Annotated in this window: 22 protein-coding genes; 15 read left to right on the forward strand and 7 right to left on the reverse strand. The window is 68.0% G+C overall.

The features are described from left to right. Positions 1-63: 63 nt before the first annotated feature. From ACEL92_RS12850 to ACEL92_RS12865, 4 genes are all read left to right on the forward strand, one after another. Positions 64-1,419, forward strand: a complete 1,356-nt coding sequence (locus ACEL92_RS12850) for an alpha/beta hydrolase (RefSeq protein ID WP_374025909.1) — start codon at positions 64-66, stop codon at positions 1,417-1,419. 87 nt (positions 1,420-1,506) lie between these two features. Next, complete coding sequence (locus ACEL92_RS12855) at positions 1,507-2,280, forward strand: enoyl-CoA hydratase/isomerase family protein (protein WP_374025910.1); 774 nt, start codon at positions 1,507-1,509, stop codon at positions 2,278-2,280. Between the two features lie 6 nt (positions 2,281-2,286). Beyond that, positions 2,287-2,646, forward strand: coding sequence for a DUF3253 domain-containing protein (locus ACEL92_RS12860; RefSeq protein ID WP_374026201.1), 360 nt, complete (start codon positions 2,287-2,289; stop codon positions 2,644-2,646). Positions 2,647-2,726: 80 nt separating this feature from the next. Then, on the forward strand, positions 2,727-3,404 hold the full coding sequence (locus ACEL92_RS12865; protein WP_374025911.1) for a cutinase family protein: 678 nt from the start codon (positions 2,727-2,729) through the stop codon (positions 3,402-3,404). A gap of 10 nt (positions 3,405-3,414) precedes the next feature. On the opposite strand, the gene ACEL92_RS12870 is transcribed toward ACEL92_RS12865, so the two are convergent. After that, a complete protein-coding gene (locus ACEL92_RS12870) occupies positions 3,415-4,089 on the reverse strand; it encodes an IF2 family translation initiation factor (protein WP_374025912.1) in 675 nt (224 codons plus the stop codon). A gap of 26 nt (positions 4,090-4,115) precedes the next feature. Then, on the reverse strand, positions 4,116-4,673 hold the full coding sequence (locus ACEL92_RS12875; protein WP_374025913.1) for a CsbD family protein: 558 nt from the start codon (positions 4,671-4,673) through the stop codon (positions 4,116-4,118). Positions 4,674-4,897: 224 nt separating this feature from the next. Here ACEL92_RS12875 and ACEL92_RS12880 point away from each other — a divergent pair, with 224 nt between their 5' ends. From ACEL92_RS12880 to ACEL92_RS12915, 8 genes are all read left to right on the forward strand, one after another. Beyond that, on the forward strand, positions 4,898-5,152 hold the full coding sequence (locus ACEL92_RS12880; protein ID WP_374025914.1) for a hypothetical protein: 255 nt from the start codon (positions 4,898-4,900) through the stop codon (positions 5,150-5,152). Between the two features lie 140 nt (positions 5,153-5,292). Beyond that, complete coding sequence (locus ACEL92_RS12885; protein WP_374025915.1) at positions 5,293-5,787, forward strand: hypothetical protein; 495 nt, start codon at positions 5,293-5,295, stop codon at positions 5,785-5,787. Positions 5,788-5,803: 16 nt separating this feature from the next. Then, positions 5,804-7,021, forward strand: coding sequence for a zinc-dependent alcohol dehydrogenase (locus tag ACEL92_RS12890; RefSeq protein WP_374025916.1), 1,218 nt, complete (start codon positions 5,804-5,806; stop codon positions 7,019-7,021). Between the two features lie 17 nt (positions 7,022-7,038). After that, positions 7,039-7,284, forward strand: coding sequence for a DUF6480 family protein (locus ACEL92_RS12895; RefSeq protein ID WP_374025917.1), 246 nt, complete (start codon positions 7,039-7,041; stop codon positions 7,282-7,284). Between the two features lies 1 nt (position 7,285). After that, positions 7,286-7,537: a hypothetical protein gene (locus tag ACEL92_RS12900; RefSeq protein ID WP_374025918.1), complete on the forward strand. Its 252-nt coding sequence runs from the start codon at positions 7,286-7,288 to the stop codon at positions 7,535-7,537. A gap of 109 nt (positions 7,538-7,646) precedes the next feature. Then, positions 7,647-7,862, forward strand: coding sequence for a ferredoxin (locus ACEL92_RS12905; RefSeq protein WP_374025919.1), 216 nt, complete (start codon positions 7,647-7,649; stop codon positions 7,860-7,862). Next, entirely contained in the window at positions 7,859-9,262 is a 1,404-nt protein-coding gene (locus ACEL92_RS12910; RefSeq protein ID WP_374025920.1) for an NAD(P)/FAD-dependent oxidoreductase, read from the forward strand. The genes ACEL92_RS12905 and ACEL92_RS12910 overlap by 4 nt, the downstream gene beginning before the upstream one ends. Before the next feature lie 12 nt (positions 9,263-9,274). Then, complete coding sequence (locus ACEL92_RS12915) at positions 9,275-10,543, forward strand: cytochrome P450 (protein WP_374025921.1); 1,269 nt, start codon at positions 9,275-9,277, stop codon at positions 10,541-10,543. 12 nt (positions 10,544-10,555) lie between these two features. Here ACEL92_RS12915 and ACEL92_RS12920 read toward each other — a convergent pair whose 3' ends face one another. The 3 genes from ACEL92_RS12920 to ACEL92_RS12930 all read right to left on the reverse strand — a co-directional run bounded on the left by ACEL92_RS12920 (position 10,556) and on the right by ACEL92_RS12930 (position 13,540). Continuing rightward, complete coding sequence (locus tag ACEL92_RS12920; RefSeq protein ID WP_374026202.1) at positions 10,556-11,359, reverse strand: MOSC domain-containing protein; 804 nt, start codon at positions 11,357-11,359, stop codon at positions 10,556-10,558. A 131-nt stretch (positions 11,360-11,490) separates the two neighbouring features. After that, positions 11,491-11,814, reverse strand: a complete 324-nt coding sequence (locus ACEL92_RS12925; RefSeq protein ID WP_374025922.1) for a DUF732 domain-containing protein — start codon at positions 11,812-11,814, stop codon at positions 11,491-11,493. 421 nt (positions 11,815-12,235) lie between these two features. Further along, positions 12,236-13,540 carry a PPE domain-containing protein gene (locus tag ACEL92_RS12930; RefSeq protein ID WP_374025923.1) on the reverse strand — a complete coding sequence of 435 codons (1,305 nt, stop codon included), beginning with the start codon at positions 13,538-13,540 and terminating at the stop codon, positions 12,236-12,238. Positions 13,541-13,869: 329 nt separating this feature from the next. On the opposite strand from ACEL92_RS12930, the gene ACEL92_RS12935 reads away from it, so the two are divergent. Together ACEL92_RS12935 and ACEL92_RS12940 are read left to right on the forward strand one after the other, a co-directional pair. Beyond that, positions 13,870-15,042: a glycosyltransferase gene (locus ACEL92_RS12935; RefSeq protein WP_374025924.1), complete on the forward strand. Its 1,173-nt coding sequence runs from the start codon at positions 13,870-13,872 to the stop codon at positions 15,040-15,042. Positions 15,043-15,149: 107 nt separating this feature from the next. Then, positions 15,150-16,142, forward strand: a complete 993-nt coding sequence (locus tag ACEL92_RS12940; protein ID WP_374026203.1) for a class I SAM-dependent methyltransferase — start codon at positions 15,150-15,152, stop codon at positions 16,140-16,142. A gap of 10 nt (positions 16,143-16,152) precedes the next feature. Here ACEL92_RS12940 and ACEL92_RS12945 read toward each other — a convergent pair whose 3' ends face one another. Together ACEL92_RS12945 and ACEL92_RS12950 are read right to left on the reverse strand one after the other, a co-directional pair. Then, entirely contained in the window at positions 16,153-17,658 is a 1,506-nt protein-coding gene (locus tag ACEL92_RS12945) for an FAD-dependent oxidoreductase (RefSeq protein WP_374025925.1), read from the reverse strand. Positions 17,659-17,717: 59 nt separating this feature from the next. After that, entirely contained in the window at positions 17,718-18,542 is an 825-nt protein-coding gene (locus ACEL92_RS12950) for a hypothetical protein (RefSeq protein WP_374025926.1), read from the reverse strand. A 134-nt stretch (positions 18,543-18,676) separates the two neighbouring features. On the opposite strand from ACEL92_RS12950, the gene ACEL92_RS12955 reads away from it, so the two are divergent. Beyond that, positions 18,677-19,957 (forward strand): Ig-like domain-containing protein, encoded by a 1,281-nt coding sequence (locus ACEL92_RS12955; RefSeq protein ID WP_374025927.1) that lies wholly within the window; start codon positions 18,677-18,679, stop codon positions 19,955-19,957. The last annotated feature ends 45 nt before the right edge of the window (positions 19,958-20,002 follow it).

Raw genomic sequence — 20,002 nt, forward strand, 5'->3', positions numbered from 1 at the left:
TCGACGGTCGGGCGAGGTCACACGGGATTCGCCCCCGAGCGGCGGGGGTAGTCCAGAGCGGCTATGCACTATCCGATCGCGGCCGCCGTGCGGGCGGCCGAATACACCAACCCCCTGTGGCGGACATCGCTGATGCGGGGCGTCGTTCCGATGGCCGTCGAGGTGATCACGGTGCTGGCGCTGGTGTACGCAATCGGATGGCGGGGCCGCCGCTGGCGGTGGTTGTGGGTACCGACGGCGGCGGCCGCGGGCGTGCTGTTCGGTGTCGTCGCGCACTGGTATTACGAAATGCTGGGGCTGGCCAGCGAACCGGCTCCGTGGCCGATGTGGCTGTGGGTGTCGGCCACCGGGTTCGCCGCGGTGATCGCCGTGGCCGGCTGGGGCGGCGCCAGCTGGTGGCGGCGCAACGCGTCGGTGTTCACGGTGTCGTTTTGCCTGCTGAGTGCGGGGCTGACCATCAACGGCTGGCTGGGTTACTTCCCGACCGTCTACACCGCGTGGGGCCAACTGACCAATGCGCCGCTGCCCGGCCAAGCCTCCTGGAGCGACGTTCAGGCGCTGCAGCGCCAAGCGATCAGGCCCTCGCGCGGTGTCGTCGTCGCAGTGGATTCGGGCGACGAGGCGTCGGGCTTCCGGCACCGGAAAGAATGGGTGTACCTGCCGCCGGCCTGGTTCAGCACCCCGCCTCCCCGGTTGCCGGCGTTGCTCATGCTCGGTGGCGAGTTCAACACTCCGGCCGACTGGATTCGCGCCGGCGACGCGATCAGCACCCTCGACGCCTTTGCCGCGGCGCACGCCGGCAACGCGCCGATAGCCGTTTTCGCGGACGCGACCGGCGGGTTCGCCGTGGACACCGAGTGCGTCAACGGGCCGCGCGGCAATGCCGCCGACCATCTCACCGCCGACGTCGTCCCCGCCGTCACCGCCCAATTCGCGGCCGCGAAATGGGGGGTCGTCGGCTTCTCCTCCGGCGGCACGTGCGCGGTCGACCTGGCGGTCATGCATCCCGGTACGTTCGGCGCCTTCGTCGACATCGGGGGTGACATCGCGCCCAACGCGGGCACGCATTCTCAAACCGTGGACCGGTTGTTCGGCGGTGATGCGCAGGCCTGGTCGTCGTTCGATCCCAGCTCGGTCATCACTCGCCACGGCACGTACTCCGGTGTGTCCGGTCTCTTCGCGGTTCCGGGCGGTGCCGGGGGCCCGGACGGAACAAGGGGTGGGCGTTCGCGGGCTGTCGGACAGGCGGCCGCGGAGTCGCTCTGCGGTCTCGGCGCCGCCCACGGCCTCGAGTGCACCATCGTCGAACTGCCCGGCAAGCACGATTGGCCCTCTGCCACAACCGCTTTCGCCGTGACGCTGCCATGGCTCGCGGGCCGGCTGGAAACTCCCGGCGTCCCCGCCACCGCCATGCCCTGACCGGGTGCGTTGAACGCCGGGCCCCGTCGACGAGTGCACCCGTGTTGTGCTGCGTCAGGCCCGCGATCGGCGCCCTAGGGTGAACCCATGAGCCTCGTCACCTATGAGCTGGCCGACCACATCGCAACCATCACCCTGAACCGACCCGAGGCTCGCAACGCCATCAACGGCGCCCTTCGCCAGGACTTGAACGCGGCGTGGGAGCGGTTCCGCGACGACCTGGACGCGTGGGTCGCGATCCTGACCGCCAACGGCAGCGTCTACTGCGCGGGCGGCGACCTCAAGGACGGGGAAGGTTCGGTCGGTACCTTCGGCGGCACCTTTTGGGAGAAGCCGACGATCAACTCCTTCGAATCCGGGATGGAGCTGTTCAAACCCACCATCGCGGCGGTGCACGGGCCCTGCATCGGCTACGGCGTGACCGGGGTCCTGTTCTGCGACTTCGTCATCGCCAGCACCGAGGCCAGCTTCTGCTTCCCCGAGGTATCGATCGGCGTGCCGACCATCGTCGGGGCCATCCGGCTGCCCCAGCGGATCGGCTGGGCCAATGCCATGGAGCTGCTGCTGACCGGCAAGCCGATGAGCGCGGCGCGGGCCAAGGAGGTCGGTCTGGTCTGGAAACTCGTGGACCCCGACGACCTGCAGGCCGAAGCCCGGGCGTGGGCGCGGACGCTCACCGAGGCCGCTCCCCTCGCTCAACGCGCCACCAAGGAGGTCGCGTGGCGAACGACGGACATGGGCTGGATCGAGGCGGTGCGCTTCGGCGAGACCATGCGCAAGGTCGCCGGAGCGACGGAGGACGTCGCCGAGGGGCTTCGGGCGTGGGCAGAGAAGCGCAAGCCGCAGTGGCGCGGCCGTTAGCCGGTGATGTCCCGATTGCGCGCCGAACTCGGCCGCGTCCGTGATGGTGGCGGACCCGGTGCCGACCACGCCGAGATCGCTCTCGGGGATGGGCCGATCGGCCAACGGCTGGAATCGTCGATCCGCGCGTTGACCGAGCATCGCGGCCCGCGGAGCAGCATCTGCCCGTCGGACGCCGCCCGGGCCGTGGGCGGCGAGAACTGGCGCGACTTGATGGCCGACGCCCGGGACGCCGCGCGGAAGCTGGCGAAATCGGGCGACGTGCAGATCACGCAGCGCGGCGAGGTCGTAGATGCCGACGACGAGTGGACGGGGCCCATTCGCATCCGGCTGCCACCGGCGGACAAGCCCTCCGACGCAGGATGATTCGGCGTGCCGAGGCCGGGTCGGCGCCGCGGCGCCAACCGCCGGGACCGCGGTGACCCGCGGTGTGAAAGGATTTCGCCATGAGTGCACGCAGATTTGGTCGCATTGTCGGTGTCTCGGTGGCGACGACCTGGGCAGCGCTGAGCGTCCCCGTCTGGGAACCATCGGCCCTCCCCACCGCCGCGGCGGACGCTTGCTCCGACGTCTCGGTGGTCTTCGCCCGCGGCACTCACCAGGAGCCAGGTCTGGGCAACATCGGGCAGGCGTTCGTGGATTCCCTGACATCGCAACTCGGCGGCAAGTCCGTCGATGTCTACGCGGTGAACTACCCGGCCAACGACGACTACCACAACAGCGCGAACGCCGGGTCCAACGACGCGAGCACACACATCCAGGACACCGTCGCCAGCTGCCCGAACTCGAGGATCGTGCTGGGCGGATACTCGCAGGGCTCCACGGTGATCGATCTGGCCACCAACGCGATGCCGCCCTCGGTCGCCGATCATGTCGCCGCCGTCGCGCTCTTCGGGGAGCCCACCAGCGGGTTTTCGTCCATGCTGTGGGGCGGCCAGCCGCTTCCGACGATCAATCCGGCGTATGGATCCAAGACCCTCAGCCTGTGTGCCCCCGACGATCCCATCTGTTCCGGCGGCGGCAACATCATGGCGCACGTCTCCTACATCGAGGCCGGGATGACCAACCAGGCCGCGACGTTCGCCGCCAACAAGATCAATCAGGGCACGCCGGCGCGCACCTGAGTTGCGGGAGTCAGTCTTTCGCCCGCTCCTCTTGGCGCTTCTGCTTCTCTGCGTCCGCCAGCTCGGCGACGCGGTCCGCCTCGGCGCGCTTGGCGGCGGCGTCGCCCAGCTTGTCCTCGGCCTCGTCGATTTTCGCTGCGGCGGCCTTCGACACGGCCTTCTCGGTGGCCTGGGTCCGGGTCTCCACCTGGCGTTTGGCCGACTCGACCGTCCGCTTCTGCCGGTCAGCCGCCTCGTCGGCGCGACGTTTGGCCGCCGCGCTCTGCTGCTGGGCCGACTGCGTTGCCGCGCGTTTGCGTTGTTCGGCGGTCTCGCGCGCCTCTTTGATCTCCTGCTGGGTGGCCGCCTGGGCTTCTTGGCGCTCGGCGATCGCCTCGTCGCGGGCGCCCTTCAGCTTCGCGTCGGCCTGTTCCTTCCTGGCCGCGGCCTTCGCGTCCAACTGCGCGGCACGGCCCAGCGCGTCGCTGCGTTCGACGAGCGCCGTCCCTCGCTCGACCAGGTTCGGGTCGGCCAGCGCGTTACCGACGGTGGCGTCGAGCATGCCCAGCGAGCGCTCGAACAGCAGGCGCGCGGGCGCTTCGGACGGAATTCGGGTGACGACTCGGTCCTCGATCACCTGCAACGGGAAGCGGGCCAGTTGGTAGTGAAACCGTAGAACTGCCAACGGAACTTCGGATATCTTCATCGACTTCTCCTATGTCTGGCCCGCCGTCAGGGCAGGTCGGCTTCGTCGGTCACGTCCTGAGCTTGGCGCCGCAGGCGGTCGGCCTCCGACTCTTCGTTGCGGGCCACCTGCACCGACGTCTGGTGCTCGGCGACGGCGTCGACAACCTCCTCGGACGCTTCCCGGATCTCGGTGCGTTCTTCGGCCTTCGCCCGTTGCGCTTCTTGCTGTGCGTCCAGTTCGGCCTGGGTGATCTCGGCGGTCGCCCGCTGCCGCGCGGCTTCCTCGGCCGCCCGCTTCTGAGCCGCCTCTTGGGCCTCGATCGACTCCTTGGCCGCGACGGCCTGGGCGTTCGCGGCGACCCGCTGTTGAGCCCCTTCCACCTTGGCTTCGGCCGCGGCGTCCTGTGCCCGCTGGGCCTGGGCCTCGGCGACGGCCTCCGCCGCGTTGGCCTCCTTGCGCTCGTGCGCCTGGGTCTGCTCGAGCTGTCCCTCGGCAGTCAGCGATTCGTTGCCAGTCACGGCGCCGACGACCTCTTTGGCTTTGCCTTTGACCGAATCGATCAGGCCCCTGCGCGCTTCGTCGGCTTTGTTGTGCTCGCTCATCGAAACTCTCCTTGCGGCGTTAGCCAAGAATTGCGTTCGTTCCTGTCACGCCCAGTGATTCCACAGATACGGCCGCCCAAACACGCCTGTGATCTGGGTCACCGCGTGGGGTGGTCCGCCTTGACGTCGTCGAATACATGAATTACTCAGCGCTTCAAAGGAAGTCGGGCTCGGGATGGGGATCGCCCCGCGCTGCGAGTTGGTGATCGGCTACCGTCGAAGGCATGTCCAAGGTCTCCGGTAACGACCCCATCGACGACGTCACCCCTGGCGACATCATCGCCGTCGACCGCGGCTCTGGCGAAAAGCCCTACAAAGTGGTGTTCAAGGACGCCACCGAAGGCGGCTACCTCGTGACGTTCGAGGCCGGCGACGGGGAAACCTTCCAACTCGACATGGCCGCAGGCACGACGGTGACCAGGTCACTCGAGGCGAAATGGGAATCGGCGCAGAGCCCCACTCCGCGCACCGAAGCCTAGACAACGGCCCCGTTGGGCCTCAATACCACTCACCCGCAACGCGATCGCGGCGGGATGTGCCGCCAATCGGCGCGGTAACCCCGGCACCTTGTTTGGGCCCGTTCTGGGCGGGAATGCAACGGCCCAACGAAGGGAGCGGCGTGAGCTATCTGGATTTCGCCAAGGAACAGGTGTTGGGAGCGGTCAAGACGGTCACCGCGGCGCGGCCCCGCCACGCCACCGGGCAGACGGTCACCATCGCGTGCCCCGTCGAGCGGATCGAACAGTTTTGGCGAGACCCCGAGCAGATGTCGGTGGTGCTGGGTGATATTGCCGAGGTCAAGCGCAGCGGGCCCGCGCGCTACAGCTGGCGGTCACTGACCGGGCCGAAAGTGGTGTGGGAGTCGGAGTTGATCCCGGAACCCGAGGGGCTTCGGTTCGTCGGCACCCGGGACAAGAACCAGATAACGGTCACCTACCGGCCCGCCACGGGCAAGTTGGGCACCGAGGTGACCCTGCGCGTCAGCGCACCGGCACCCAGCTTGCTGGCGGGCGCGGCGACCTACACGGTCCTGTACCGGCTGCGCGCGCTGATGCAAACCGGTGAGGTGCCGACCCTCCGCGTCAACCCGAGCGCGCGGAAGTCCGCGCGGTAAGCGAAAGGCAGCGAGCATGCGCGCACTGTGCTGGAACGGCGTCAACGATCTCTCGGTGGAGACGGTCGACGACTCCAAGATCCTCAATCCGCACGACGCTATCGTCGAAGTCCGGCTCACCACCACGTGCGGATCGGATCTGCACTTCATTGACGGTTATCTGCCCGGGATGCGCGAAGGCGACGTCTTCGGACACGAATTCATGGGTGTCGTGGTGGAGACGGGACCGGAGGTGCGCGAGACCAAGGTCCGCGACCGGGTGGTGGTGCCGTCATTCATCGCCTGTAACCAGTGCTGGTATTGCGAACACGAGCTGTATTCGTGCTGCGACACCACAAACCCCAACGCAGAACTGCAGCAGCCCCTGCTGGGTTATCCCTCGGGCGGAATCTACGGCTACACCCATCCGTTCGGCGGGTACGCGGGCTCGCACGCGCAGTACGTTCGCGTACCGTTCGCCGACGCGAATTGCTTTGCCATTCCGGGAGATATCAGCGACGAACAGGCGCTCTTCCTCTCCGACGCGGCGCCGACCGGGTTCATGGGCGCCGACTTCTGCGACATCGCCGGAGGAGACACCGTCGCGGTCTGGGGTTCCGGTGGCGTGGGCTTGATGGCCGCGCGCAGCGCGCTGCTGCTCGGGGCGGAACGCGCGATTGTCGTCGACCGAATCCCCGAGCGACTGGCCTTGGCGCAGAACGAATTCGGATTGGAGACGATCGACTACACGGCGGTCGAGAGCGTGCATGAGACGCTACGCGAGATGACCGGCGGGAGAGGCCCGGACGCCTGCATCGATGCGGTCGGCATGGAAGGCCACGGCACCGGCGTGCAGCAGCTCTATGACCGTGCCAAGCAATTCCTGCGGATGGAGACCGACCGTGCCAACGCGCTGCGGCAGGCGATCCTGGCTTGCCGCAAGGGCGGGGTCGTCTCAGTCCTCGGTGTCTACGGGCTGACCGACAAATTCCCGACAGGCGTGCTGACCAACAAGGGACTGACGCTCAAGACGGCCCAACAGCACGGTCAGCGCTACATGTCCCGGCTGTTCGACTACGTCGAGCAGGGCGACCTGAATCCCGCCAAGCTGATCAGCCATGTCATGCCGCTTGAGGACGGGGTGCGCGCCTACGACCTGTTCAAGAACAAGAAGGACGACTGCGTCCGGGTGGCGCTGCGGCCCGGTATGAAAGCCGGCGCATCCGACGGTGAAAGCCACAGTGAAAGTCCATGAAAGGACGGGTGTCAGCGATGACCGCGCAACCCCCAAACCCCGACCCGGTGCAAACCCCCGGCTTGGAGCCCGGTGGGGGCGTCCCGCCGGGAACCACTCCCCCCGCCGCCCCGCAAACCGCGGGCGTGGGCGAACACCAACCCCCCGCGACCCGGCGGTTCACCCCCAGCTCCGTACTCACGGTGATCGGCGTCTGCGTTTTCGCCGTGGTGTTCCTTGCGGTTGCGGTGCTGCTCGTGATGAAACTGGTTGGGGCGTCTTGACATGAGCGTCAGCGCCGAGGATGTCCAGCGGCTGCTGGACCGCCAGGACGAGGACGCCGTGCTCGTCGCCATCGAGGGCCGCATCGACGTCGCGTCGGCGGCGGAACTGGAATCACCGGATTACCGTGGCGCCCTGCAGATCGCGACGCGCCAGGAGGTGCTGGAGCGCGCCGGGGGTTCGCAGCTCTCCGAGCGTGAGCTGACCGAGCAGGCCGAGGAGCTCGACACGGCGTTCCGCAACCTGGGTGCCTGACTGACGCACGCACGGGGGGCGAATCTTTCGTCAACCCTGTGATGGACACCCGCGGCGAAGTAGTCTGCCCTCAGGCAAGGGTGGTAGCCGACGGGCGGAAGGTCGGGGCATGCGGCTGGTCGTCGATCTCAACAAATGCCAGGGCTACGCGCAGTGCGTCCCGCTGGCGCCCGACGTACTGCAACTCGTCGGTGAGGAAGCGCTCGCCTACGACCCCAATCCCGATGATTCCGCGCGACAGCGGGTATTGCGCGCGGCGGCTTCCTGCCCGGTGCAGGCGATCATCCTCGAAGTGGAGCCCCCGGCGGACCGGGACACCGAATGAGCACGGGTTCGCTGGTCAGCCAGCTGGTCGACACCTTCAGGGCGGAGGGCCGGATCGTCATCGTGGGCGCCTCCCTGGCCGGCTTGCGCGCTGCGGAAGCGCTGCGGGAAAAGGGCTTTCGGGGCCAACTGACGATCATCGGCGACGAGCCCCATGAACCCTACGACCGACCGCCGCTGTCCAAACAGGTGCTGAAGGGCTGGGTGCCCGCCGACCACACCAAGCTGCCCCGCCTGCGGCCCGTCGACGCGCACTGGCGGCTCGGCGTGGCGGCGGTGGGGCTGGACCGGTCCAACCGCCAGGTGTTGCTGGCCAACGGCGAAAGGGTCGACTACGACCGGCTGCTGATCGCCACCGGCACCAGGGCGCGTCCCTGGTTCAACCCCGAGGAGGCAGCGCTGGAGGGGCTGTTCGCCGTCCGCACCTGCGACGACGCGGCGAAGCTGGCCGCCGCGCTGCAGGGGCGGCCGCGCCGGGTGCTCATCGTCGGCTCGGGTTTCGTGGGATCGGAGATCGCGTCGGTGTGCCGCGACCTCGACCTTCCGGTCACCGTCGCCGAGCGCGGCAAGGCGCCGCTAACCGGCGCGCTGGGCGGCGTGATCGGCGACATCGCCGCGCAGATGCAGATCGAGGCGGGAGTCGACCTGCGCACCGGTGTCGCGGTCGACGGCCTCGACGGCGACGCCGACGGCCACGTCCGCGCGGCCCGCCTGTCCGACGGCACGGTCCTCGAGGTCGACGTCGTGGTGGCCTCGCTCGGCTCGATCCGCAACGTGGAATGGCTCGACGGGGCGCAACTCGCGAGTGGGTTCTGGGGAGTTGCGTGCGACGCCGGCTGTCGCGCGTTCGACATCAACGGCGTAGTGACCGACAACATCTTCGTTGCCGGCGACGTGGCGCGTGCCCCGCATGTGCTCTACGAGTACCAGTTCATGTCGCAAGAGCATTGGGACAACGCCGTTTTCGGTGCCGAGGTAGCCGCCAACAACATGATCAGCGTGGAGACGGGTCGGCGACCGCACCTGCCACTGCCCTCGTTCTGGTCCGGACAGTTCGGCGTCAACATCAAGAGCGTCGGCGTGTGCTCTTTCGGTGACGAGATCGTCTTCACCCAAGGGTCGGTCGAGCAACGCCGCTTCGCGGCAGCCTACGGCCACCGCGGCCGCGTCGTCGGCGCGGTGACGTTCAACCACGGCAAGTGGCTGCCGTATTACGCCTCGCTCATCGAGCGATCCGCACCGTTTCCGCCACCGGCGCCGGGCTACGACCGGCCCGCCATCTTCGAGCCGATGCCAGCCCGATTCCCCGATCCCCGCGAACGCACGGACATCCCCGACGTGGTGCTCACCGGGCACGACCCGACCTCGCGGGGCGCCGAATTCCGGCCCCGGATCCGCTGACGGGAGACGACATTGGACGCCGCGACCGCCTGGGCCGAAGCGATGAAGTTCGAGAACCGGCCGGACCCCTACCCGTATTTCGAGCAACTGCGCAAGACTCCGGTGGCCAAGGTCGCCGACAAGACCTACGTGGTCACCGGCTACCCCGAGTTGCTCACCCTGGCCCACGATCCGCGAATCAGCTCCGACATTCGCCGCAGCCCAGCGGATTTCGGCGTTGAAAAGCCCAACCCCGAACCCGGCAGCGGACACATGCAGGCCTACGGCCGCGAGCCGAGCATCATCGTCTCCGACCCGCCCGATCACGACCGGGCCCGGCGCCAGGTCATGCGCCACTTCGGCCCGCCGCACTCCCCCGACGTGATCCCCGACATGGAACCGCTTGTCGTGCGGCTGGCCAACGACCTCCTCGACAAGGCGAACGCCCGCGGAGCCACCCGCATGGACGTGGTGGAGGAATTCGCCTACCCCATCCCCGTCGCCGCCATCTGCAAAATCCTTGGTGTCCCCGTCGAAGACGAGCCGATGTTTCACGCCTGGATCTTCGACTTCATGATGGGCCTCGACCTGGGGCCCCAGGGCGCCACCGAGGAAGGGCGCGCCCTGGCGGAGCGAGGCCGCGCAGGCACCGCCGCCTTGCTGGCGTATCTGGGCGACCTAGTGCAGAAGTATGCGGCGTCCCCGGGTGAGGGCTTGCTGTCCAAGCTGTTACACGACGACGGGCCGGACGGCCCGATGCCGTTGAAGGAGGCGACGTCCAACGCGATGCTGCTGCTCGTGGCCGGTCACGACTCCACGGTCAACACCATCAGCAATTGCGTGATGACGCTGCTGCGCAACCCCGGCTCGTGGGATCTGGTTCGGCAACGCCCCGAGCTCATTCCGCGCGTCATCGAGGAGGTGCAACGGCTGCAGTCGGCGGTGCAGTTCTTTCCCAGCCGCAGTGCCACCGCCGACATCGAGGTCGGCGAAACCGTGATCCCCGCGGGTTCGGCGGTGTACTTGATCTATGCCGCGGCCAACCGCGACCCGCGCCGCTTCGACAACCCGGATCGCTTTGATCCGCTGCGGTCCGACAATGAGCATTTCGGTTGGGGCAGCGGCATTCACACCTGCATGGGCGGCCCGCTGGCGCGGCTGGAGGTAAACCTGGCGCTGGAGACCTTCGTGCGGCGCGTCGACTCTCCGAAGCTTGTGGTCGACCCGCCGCCATACCGGCACAATCAGGTGTTCCGCGGGCCACGCCATCTCTGGGTGGACTTTGTGGCGGTCGCCGATTGAACGGCTAACGCCTTACCGGTCGATTGTCACGCGGTCGCCGACGTGGATGACGCCGTCGGTCACCACCGCCAGATATGCACCCGCGCACGGCTGAGCGCCGTGACCGCCCGTATCCCAGCGGTTTTCAGCGGCGGGTGTGCGGAGAGCCTGCGGAGCGCGTGGCAGTGGGCCGTGCTCGAGCGTGGGTACGACGCAGCGCGACGTGGCGGTCAAGACGCGCAGCCGCACCTCGCCGGCTGTGATCTCGCCGCCAACCCAGTCGTTCTCGACATAGGGCGGGCAACCGGGCGGCGTCGCGAACACGAGGTTCGGGCGATACCGCAGGGCCTCGACGCCGATGTGTTCGAGGGTGGCCGTCGTGATCGCGTGCAGCGGTGCTTCGTCGGTGAAAGACTCGCCGGGCGTCGCCTGCGCGATCTCCAAGATGCGCCCGCCGACTTCGGCGTCCAGGCCCAGCTCTAGCAGCTGCTCGGGGTCCGGGCGCACCAACGTCGCGCCGTCAGGGCGCTGGGTGACCAGGCGGACGGATCGCCCCAACAGCTGCGAAAGCCGATCATCGATCCCTGGGTCGTCGGCCGCCACACTCGTCCCGTCGGGCAGTTCGATGTTCACCCCGCCGGCGTGGCGATTGGCGGTGCACGTCAGCAGCCCGCGCCAGAGCCGGGCATTCTTGGCGCTGGCCACATGCCCGGTGGCGGCGTCGAGCAGTGCCAGCCGCCGGTCCCCTTCGGCGCCGTGCTCGTCGACGAACATGCTCTGTACGGTTTCGCCGAGCATCGACTTCACGGGGTAGCGGAGCAGGTTCTGGACCCGCATCTCGCCCACGGCTTGGCCTGAAAAGGCCGTCGGCTGCTCCACTGGCCATCCCCACTCAGCGATCCTGCCGGCACTGTCTGATTCAGACTATGCGGGCAGGACGCGAAACCCAGGGGGAGGTAGGAAACCGATCAGCCGGGGCAGTAAGTCGACTCCGCCGCGCTGACCCAGCCGGTCATGTCAGCGAACGAGAAGCCCTTCGAGCTCATACCGGAATGCAGGTCGGCGGCAATCGCATCCGGCGTCTTACCGGCCATCCGATCGGAGCACACCGCGTGCCCCAGCGCGATCATGTCGGAATCGCTCGACGATGGCCACGTGAACCCGAGGTTGTGCAATTTCGCCAAGTAGGCGTCGTCGGTGCTGTCGGCCGAGGCGATCGCGGCGCTCGCGGTCAGGGCAGCGCCAACCAGCACGGGAATTGTCAGTTTGGCCAGCCAACGCTGTGGAAGCATTTCGCGCCCTTCTTTTCGTCGGTGTTGAGGTGGGGTCAGTATATGAGCGAGCGGTACGGACCAGTATTAAAACTAAAAAAATTACTATGCCCTCGCTCGGCCGGCCGCGGGGCCACTTTTTCGGCGCACTGAATGCGCCTTTCGATGGCAGTGCCCCGCAGGTGAACCCAGTCGCTGAGTGTTTCAAAGCCAAAGGCATTGGTACGCCTGGAAAGGTCAGAACTTCGGCGCCGTTATAGCCAAAGGATGCCGTATGGGTGACGCTGGCGTTATCGGCTGAATAATTGGCAACCGAGGGTCATCGATGCCGAAATGACGCACCGGTATACAAAAAATATGCGAAACAATTGCCCGTGGCATCTGTCGATTGGGCGCCGTTGTGTCATCCTGAAAAAAGCGCACTCGATCGGTGCGCGACGCCTCAGTGCGGGAGCAGCCGCTGTTTCTGCTCGACGAATTCGTCCTCCGTGATGATCCCCGCGTCCCGCAGGGAGGCCAGCTCGCGCAGCTCGGCGGCGATGCTGGTGATCGGGCCACCGGCCGGGACTTGCGGCGCCGCGGCCCCGCCCTGACCTCCCTTCTGCGGGGATGTCTTGAGCCGCTCCGCGCGACCCGCGCCGCCCGTGCCGGCAATGGCGCGCCCGGCCATGCTCGCCGCGGCCATCTCGCCGAACAAGCTCCCGGTACCCGCGGACGCGGCCGGAGCGGCCGCGCCGACGGTGGTGGCGGGTAGGGCCAGAGCGGCCGGGCGTACGGCGGGGGCGGCCGCCGCCCAGCCCGGCGGCACCGACAATGCGCCGACCGTGTTGGCCTCGCCCAGGGCAGCCGTCGCCGAGCCTCCCGCGAGGTTGGTGATGACCGGGAAAGGCGTCGGGGGAACGGGCGCCGAGCCGGGCCAAGACTGAACCCCGGCCCAGCCGCTGACGATGTCGTCGGTGTGGAAACCGGTCAACGCACCGGCAATGTCGTAGGGCAGAGCGATCACCGCCGACGGCGAATCGACGCCCAGCCCGGCCAAGCCGGCGGGTGCGTCGATGAAGACGGTGATCAGGTCGGCCGCCAGGCCCAATGCGTCCGGCGGGTCCGCAGCAGCGGCCGCTGGGAGCGCAGCCGGTGCCAACGACAGGCCGCTCTGAACCTGGCCGGCCGAGGTGCCGGCGGCTTGGGTGAGTGCGCCGGCTTGCCGCTCCGGCGCGCCCGGATCGGTGCTCGCGTCTGGCGGGGTGAACGGCGTCAGCCTCGTTGCCGACGCCGACGCCGCCGCATAGGCGTACATGGCCCCGGCGTCTTGGGCCCACATCTCCGAATACTGCGCCTCCGTGGTCGCGATCGCCGGCGTGTTCTGACCGAGGATGTTCGTCGCGATCAGGGACATGAGCAGGCTGCGGTTGGCCGCGATCACCGGCGGCGGGACCGTTTCGGCGAACGCCGCCTCGTAAGCCGCCGCCGCGGCTTTGGCCTGGTTGGCGGTCTGTTCGGCCCGCGCCGCGGCGGTGCGCGTCCAGGTCACGTACGGGGCCGCCGCGGCCGCCATCGCCTGCGCCGATGGCCCCAGCCACGGTCCGCCCGCCAGCGCCGTGACCTCCGACTGGTACGAAGCCGCCGCGGAATGCAGCGCGGCGGCCAGCGCGTCCCAGGCCATCGCGGCGGTCAGCAGTGGCGCGGCTCCGGGACCGGTGTACATCCGCGCGGAGTTGATCTCCGGAGGCAGTGCTGCGAAGTCCATGTCGTCGCTCCCTCCGGACGAATTAATAGGCGGCCACCGCGTTAACGGCTGGTTGCAGGCGATAGGGGGATTGCCCAACGGCCAGCAAACAAATCTTGTTCTTTACTAGTAGTACAGGTCCGGTGCAGGCGGACAACCGAGTGTCGCCCCTCACCCCGCCGTGTCGGCCCCCAAGAACACCGATAAATTACCTTCGCAGCGCAACGGAGCCTGCTAACGCCACGGAGCGGCCCCGGGGCTTTCCGTGCCAGCTCAGCCAGTCGGCGCGGACCGGTCCGACGTCCCTTGGTCTGCTTGGATCGCCTTCATCACCGCGAGTTAGGTCGTTCATGAAATTTGTGCTGGCAGCTTACGGAAGCCGGGGCGACGTGGAACCCTGTGTCGCCGTCGGCCGCGAGCTGCTCCGCCGAGGTCACGACGCGCACCTGGCCGTCCCTCCTGACAGGTGCCGATTCGTCGAATCGGCCGGACTCAAAGCTGCCGCCTACGGCCCGGACACGCGAGAGCAAATACACGACGCCACGGAGTTCGTTCGCCGCGTCCAGAATCCGATGAGCGCGCTGCCACAACTCACGGAGCGATTCACCCAGGTGTGGGCGGAGAAGAGCGCTGCGCTGGCGGCGTTGGCAGCGGGCGCCGACCTGCTGGTGGCCGGCATGAACGAACAGCGGCTGGCGGCCAATGTCGCGGAGTCCTTCGGCACGCCGTTGGCCGCGCTGCATTTCTTTCCCGCGCGTGCGTTGGACCTCGGCGTGTCCCAGGCGCACGTCACGAGCGTGGCCGAGGGCGCGCAACGCTTGGCGCTCGGCTTGCCGGAAGCCGGTCGGGCGCCGACGAGGCCAGTGCTGGAAATTCAGGCTTACGAAGAGTTCTGCGTGCCCGGGCTGGCGGGCGATTGGGTGGGATCGGGGTACCGACGGCCCTTCGTCGGTTCGCTCACGCTGGAAATGCCGACCGACGTCGACGACGAGGTGCTGTCGTGGATCGCCGACGGACCGCCGCCCATCTATTTCGGGTTCGGCAGCACTCCGATCACCTCGCCCCCCGAGACCGTCGCGGTGATCAGCGGGGCGTGCGAGCAGTTGGGCGAACGAGCCCTTATCTGCAGCGGGCCGAACGATTTCGCCCGCCTGACCCGGTCGGGTCATACCAAGATCGTGGAGGCGGTCAATCACGCCGCCGTCTTCCCGGCATGCCGCGCGGTCGTGCACCACGGCGGCGCGGGCACGACCGCCGCGGGCATGCGAGCCGGAGTCCCCACGCTGGTGCTCTGGCTCTGGCTCGATCAGCCGATCTGGGCATCCGCGGTAAGCCAGTTGGGAGTCGGCATCGCGAGGGCCTTCTCGGAATCGACCTATGACTCACTGGTCGCGGATCTGCGCGCCCTGCTCGCCGCCGAGTACGCCACGGCTGCCGCAGAGGTGGCCGCTCGGATGACCAAACCCGCCGAAAGCGTTGCCAAGGCCGCCGATCTCCTCGAGGACGCCGCCCGCTCAGGATGATCGACGAGTGGTTTCGATCGGTGGTGCAAATCCGCCGGGTCGTGTAGAAGGTTCTGGTGCAGGGTCCGCCTTCTGAGCCTCTCGATCCGTCGAACCTCTACGAGGCGATGATCAGGCGCTGGTATCGCCGGACGTCGGCCGAGGGGCACATCAGAGTGCCGGCCGTCCCGGGCCTGATCGACGAGTACCTCCAGTTGTGCGGCAACATCTGCGCCACCTTGGGCGTCTGGCACACGCCCGAACAGTCCGCTCAGCTGCGGAGCTCGCTCGCGACGGAGCTGGCGAAGGGCTTCAAGGCCTCCCCCCGCTCGGACATCGTCATCTCGTTCGGCGCCCCCTTCGGGACGAGCGTCAACATCCGCGTCAAAGCCGAGTGGCGGACGCTCGAAGCCGACTACGACGAATGGGTGGACGTGCGGCCGGCGCCGCTGTTCGGCACCGAGCCCGACGCGCGGGTATTGGCGTTGGCTGCGGAAGCCGCCGACCCGACGACGTACCACGTGCTGGATGTCGGGGCTGGAACCGGGCGCAACGCCCTGGCGCTGGCCCGCCGCGGCCACCCGGTGGATGCGGTCGAGATGGCCGCGAAACTGGCCGACATCATGCGCGCGGAGGCGCGGAACGAATCACTGGCCGTGCGGGTGATTCAGAGCGACGTCTTCACCGCGATGGAAAGCGTCCACGACGAATACCAGCTGATTGTGCTGTCCGAGGTGGTGCCCGACTTCCGCACGGCCCAGGAGCTGCGAGGCGTGTTCGAACTGGCCGCCGAATGCCTGGCTCCCGCGGGACAATTGCTGTTCAACACCTTCCTGCCCCGGGACGGTTATGTGCCCGACGAATCCGCGCTGCAATTCGGTCAGCAGTGCAACACCATGATCTACACCCGTGACCAGATGGCGGGTGCGGTGGCGGGACTCCCCCTGGAACTCGTCGCCGACGACTCCGCCTACGAATATGAAAAGGCCCACCTGCCCGCGGGCGCCTGGCCGCCCACCGGTTGGTTCGAGGGGTGGGCCAGTGGCCTCGACGTGTTCGACGTCGACCGCGAGCACTCGCCGATCGAGTTGCGCTGGCTCGTCTACCGCAAGACGGTCTGAGCCTTCGTTTCTAGGCGGACAGGTCGCGGGTGGCCGGCCCCTCCAGCAGGGTGCCGTCCGGGGCGAAGCGCGACCCGTGCAACGGGCATTCCCACGCCTTGTCGGCGTCGTTCCAGTTCACGATCCCGCCGAGGTGGGGGCACACCGGTGAAACCCGATGCTCCGTGCCGTCGACGCGGCAACGCGCCTGAAGATGCCACGGCGGTCCGCTGACCACGCCGCCCTCGTCCGCTTCGGGGCTTCGTCGGCTCGTGCGCAACAGCGGGGTGATCCAGCCCTTGGCCAGATCGAATCCCACTTCGGCGTTGAACTGCACGGCGGTCGGCAGCCCGGACAGCTCGTGCGGGCTCCAGCTGGCGAACGCTTTGGCCCAATCCATCCGCCCGCCCAGGATGCGGCTCGACAGCGCCAACGCCGCGGCGGCGCCGTTGGTCATGCCCCATTTGTTGAATCCGGTTGCGACAAAAATAGTTTGGGTGTTCGGCAGGATGGGCCCGACGTAGGGCAGCTGATCGATGGGGGTGTAATCCTGCGCCGACCAGAAATGGGTCTGCTGGGCACCCGGGTAGTGCGTGCGGGCCCACGACGCCAGTTCCTCGAGCGCCTGCGTGGGGCTCTTCTTGCGGCCCACCGTGTGGCCGCCCCCGCCCACGATCAGCAACTCGCCGTCCGCGACCGGCGCGTAGCGCACGGAGCGGGTCGGCGAGTCGCTCGAGATCATCATCGGCCGGGTGATGTTGCCGGGGACCTTGAACGCGAAGCAGTAGGACCGGCTCGGCTTCACGCGCGCGAAATATCCCCCGCGGTCCAGGATCGGGATGCCGGTGGCGAGCACCAACTGCTGGGCCTCGAGTTGCACGTCTCGTTGGGCGGCGTCGTTGACGTAGACGCGCACGCGGTCGCCGCGGCTGGACACCCGCCGGACCCGGGTGTGCTCGACGAGCCGGCCGCCGCGGCCGAGCAGCTCGGTCGCCAGCGCGTCAAGGAACGGCATGGGATCGAACTGCGCCTGATCGGGCAACCGAACTCCGCCGTGGTAGGGGAACGGCACGTCGGCGTCGTCGTCCCAGACCGCGGGGAGACCAACCGCCTGGCAGGCCTTGAGCTCCAGTCGCGCGGACGGCACGCCCTTGGCGGACTGGGCGTAGGTGTAGGCGTCCTCACGCTGCACCGCGATGCCATGCGACTCGCAGTAATCGACCACCCAGTCCTGGCCTTCGCGGTTCCCGTCCACGTATGCGCGCGTCAGGTCCCCGCCATGCCTGGGCAGGATCTTTGACAGGTGGGTACCTTGCAGCAGGCTGATTTTCGCGGTGGTATTTCCGGTGGCGCACGCCCCGACCGTGCGAGCCTCGAGCACCAGCACATTCTTGCCGGCGCGGGCCAACAGCACCGCGGTCATCAGCCCGGTGATGCCGGCACCTACGACAATGACATCCGCGGAGCGGGGGACCTGGTCAAGCTGGCTTGCGGCCCAAGGCTGTTCGCCTCGGTTGGTGAACCATAACGACGTCACGGGTGGGCTAATACCCCTGCCGACCCCGGGGAAACACCGACGCGGCCCGGCGGGCGGCGTCACGCCCGCCTCAGCTGCGCTTTCGCCTCCCTGAGCGAATCTTCCGCGGCGCGGCTGCTTCGCTTGGCCCGGCCGTAGCCCGCTTCGGCGCGCTCGAGTTCGCGCTCGGCGGTCCGCAACGCCGCCAGCGCCTCGTCGCGACGCGCCCGGGCCGCGTCGCGCTCGGCGCGGCGCTCGGACAGCGCGGCGTCGGCGTCGGCCCCCTTGCGCTCGGCGGCCGTCACGGCCGCCCTCAGTTTCTCGAGACGCCGCCGCTCGGCGGTGTCGGACGCCGCGGATCGCTTGGCGGGCTGTTGCCGGCGCTTCGCCCGCTCCTTCGCCGTTGCGGTGCGGGCGGAGGCTGTCGATACCGTGGTCGCGGCGCCGAAGTCGCCAAAACCCGACCACTGCTCGGGACGGGCCAACCGGCCGAGCCGCTGCCTGACCTCGGGCTCGGCGATCGCGGCTTGCAGTGTGCTGGTGATGTCGTCGCGCACGGTCGAGGACGGCTGTACGACGTCGGCCGCTTGGAACGCGGCCCGCGTGAGCTCGTCGATGAGGCGGTGTTGCCGGGCCGACAAGTCCCGGATGCGCGCGCCGTCCATGGCGGCATGCGCGGCGCGCAGCTCATCGCCCAGCTCCGCCAGGCGCTGCCCGGTATCTCGGTGCCGCAGCGCGAGCCGGTTGACGATCCACGCCGCCGTAGTTGGCTTGTTGCAGGCGGAAATTCGCTTGGCCGCCGCGTCGTCCCCGCGACGTTTGGCCGCCGCGGTCAACCTGGCGCGCTCCGCCGTGAATTCCTTCGGCGGCGCCCAATAAAGACTGTCGAGTTCGTCGTCGGCCATGACGCCATGATCCCTGGCGCGCGGCGCCGTCGGTTTAAAAACCGCACCTCCGTGGCACTTGAAGGAACAACATCGTCGCGCCGGGCAGCGACTTCGACCCGGCACCAACAGAAGCGCAAGGATCCTTCAGCTCAATGATGTCCAAGACCAGTGGTCGGCCCGTTCAGCGGATTCTGCGGGATCGCCGGTTACAGCTCGCCGTGGTGGTGGTCGTCGCGCTCGTCGGTGCCGCCCTGATCGCGGCGTCCCTCGGTTGCTTCGGCGATGGGTGCGGCCACCGCGGCGCCTCGTCCAAAACCTCGGGCCCGGCGCAGGTGACGATCACGCCGGGGCTCGGCGCCCACGATGTCGATCCGGTCGCCCCCGTGATGGTCAAGGCCGACTCCGGAACGCTGACCGACGTCCGGATGGTCAACGAAAGCGGCAAGTCGGTGCAGGGCGTGATGACGCCCGACAACACGGTATGGAAGCCCACCGTCCCCCTGGGCTACGGTCGCACCTATACCCTGACGGTCACCAGCCGTGGGCCCAATGGTGTTGCATCAAACCAGGTTTCGTCCTTTTCGACGGTGAAGCCGTCCAACCAGACCAAGGTGTCGTTCACCACCACGTCGGAGGCCGCACTCAAAGATGGCGGCACCTACGGGGTCGGGACGGTGATCGTCGCGCACTTCGACGAACAGATCGCCGATCGCGCCGCCGCCGAGCGTCAGCTGGCGGTGAGCACCAACCCCAAAGTGGAGGGTTCGTGGTACTGGGTCGACGACCAGAACGCCCACTGGCGCCCCGAGCACTACTATGCACCGGGCACGACTGTCACGGCCGAGGCCAAGATCTACGGAATCTCGTTGGGTGACGGCCTATTCGGCCAGGACGACACCAAGGTGTCGTTCCGGGTCGGCGACTCCCACGTCTCCATCGCCGACGACGCGACCCATCAGGTCAGCGTCTTCGACAACGGGGCCTTGGTCCGCACCATGCCCACCTCGATGGGGATGGGCGGGACCGAAAACGTCGGCGGCAAGAGCATCTCGCTCTGGACTCCCCCAGGCATCTACACCGTGCTCGACAAGGGCAACCCCGTCGTCATGGACTCCTCCACGTTCGGGCTGCCGAAGAACTCCCGCCTGGGCTACCGCGAGACCATCAATTGGGCCACCAAGATCAGCACGGACGGCATCTACTTGCACGAGCTGGACGCCACGGTGTGGGCTCAGGGGCATCAGGACACCTCCCACGGATGCCTGAACCTCAACGCCGACAACGCGAAATGGTTCTACGACTTCTCCGTACCCGGCGACGTGGTCGAGGTCCGCAACAGCGGCGGCCCGCCGTTGACGCTGGCGCAGAACGGCGACTGGACGCTCAGCTGGGACGACTGGCGGAAGGGCAGCGCGCTGAAGCCGCAGACGTGACGCAGCTCATTCGTCACCGTCGGTTGTGCCTTACTTCACAGTAAA

This window comes from Mycobacterium hainanense (assembly GCF_041890355.1).
Classification (GTDB): Bacteria; Actinomycetota; Actinomycetes; order Mycobacteriales; family Mycobacteriaceae; genus Mycobacterium; species Mycobacterium hainanense.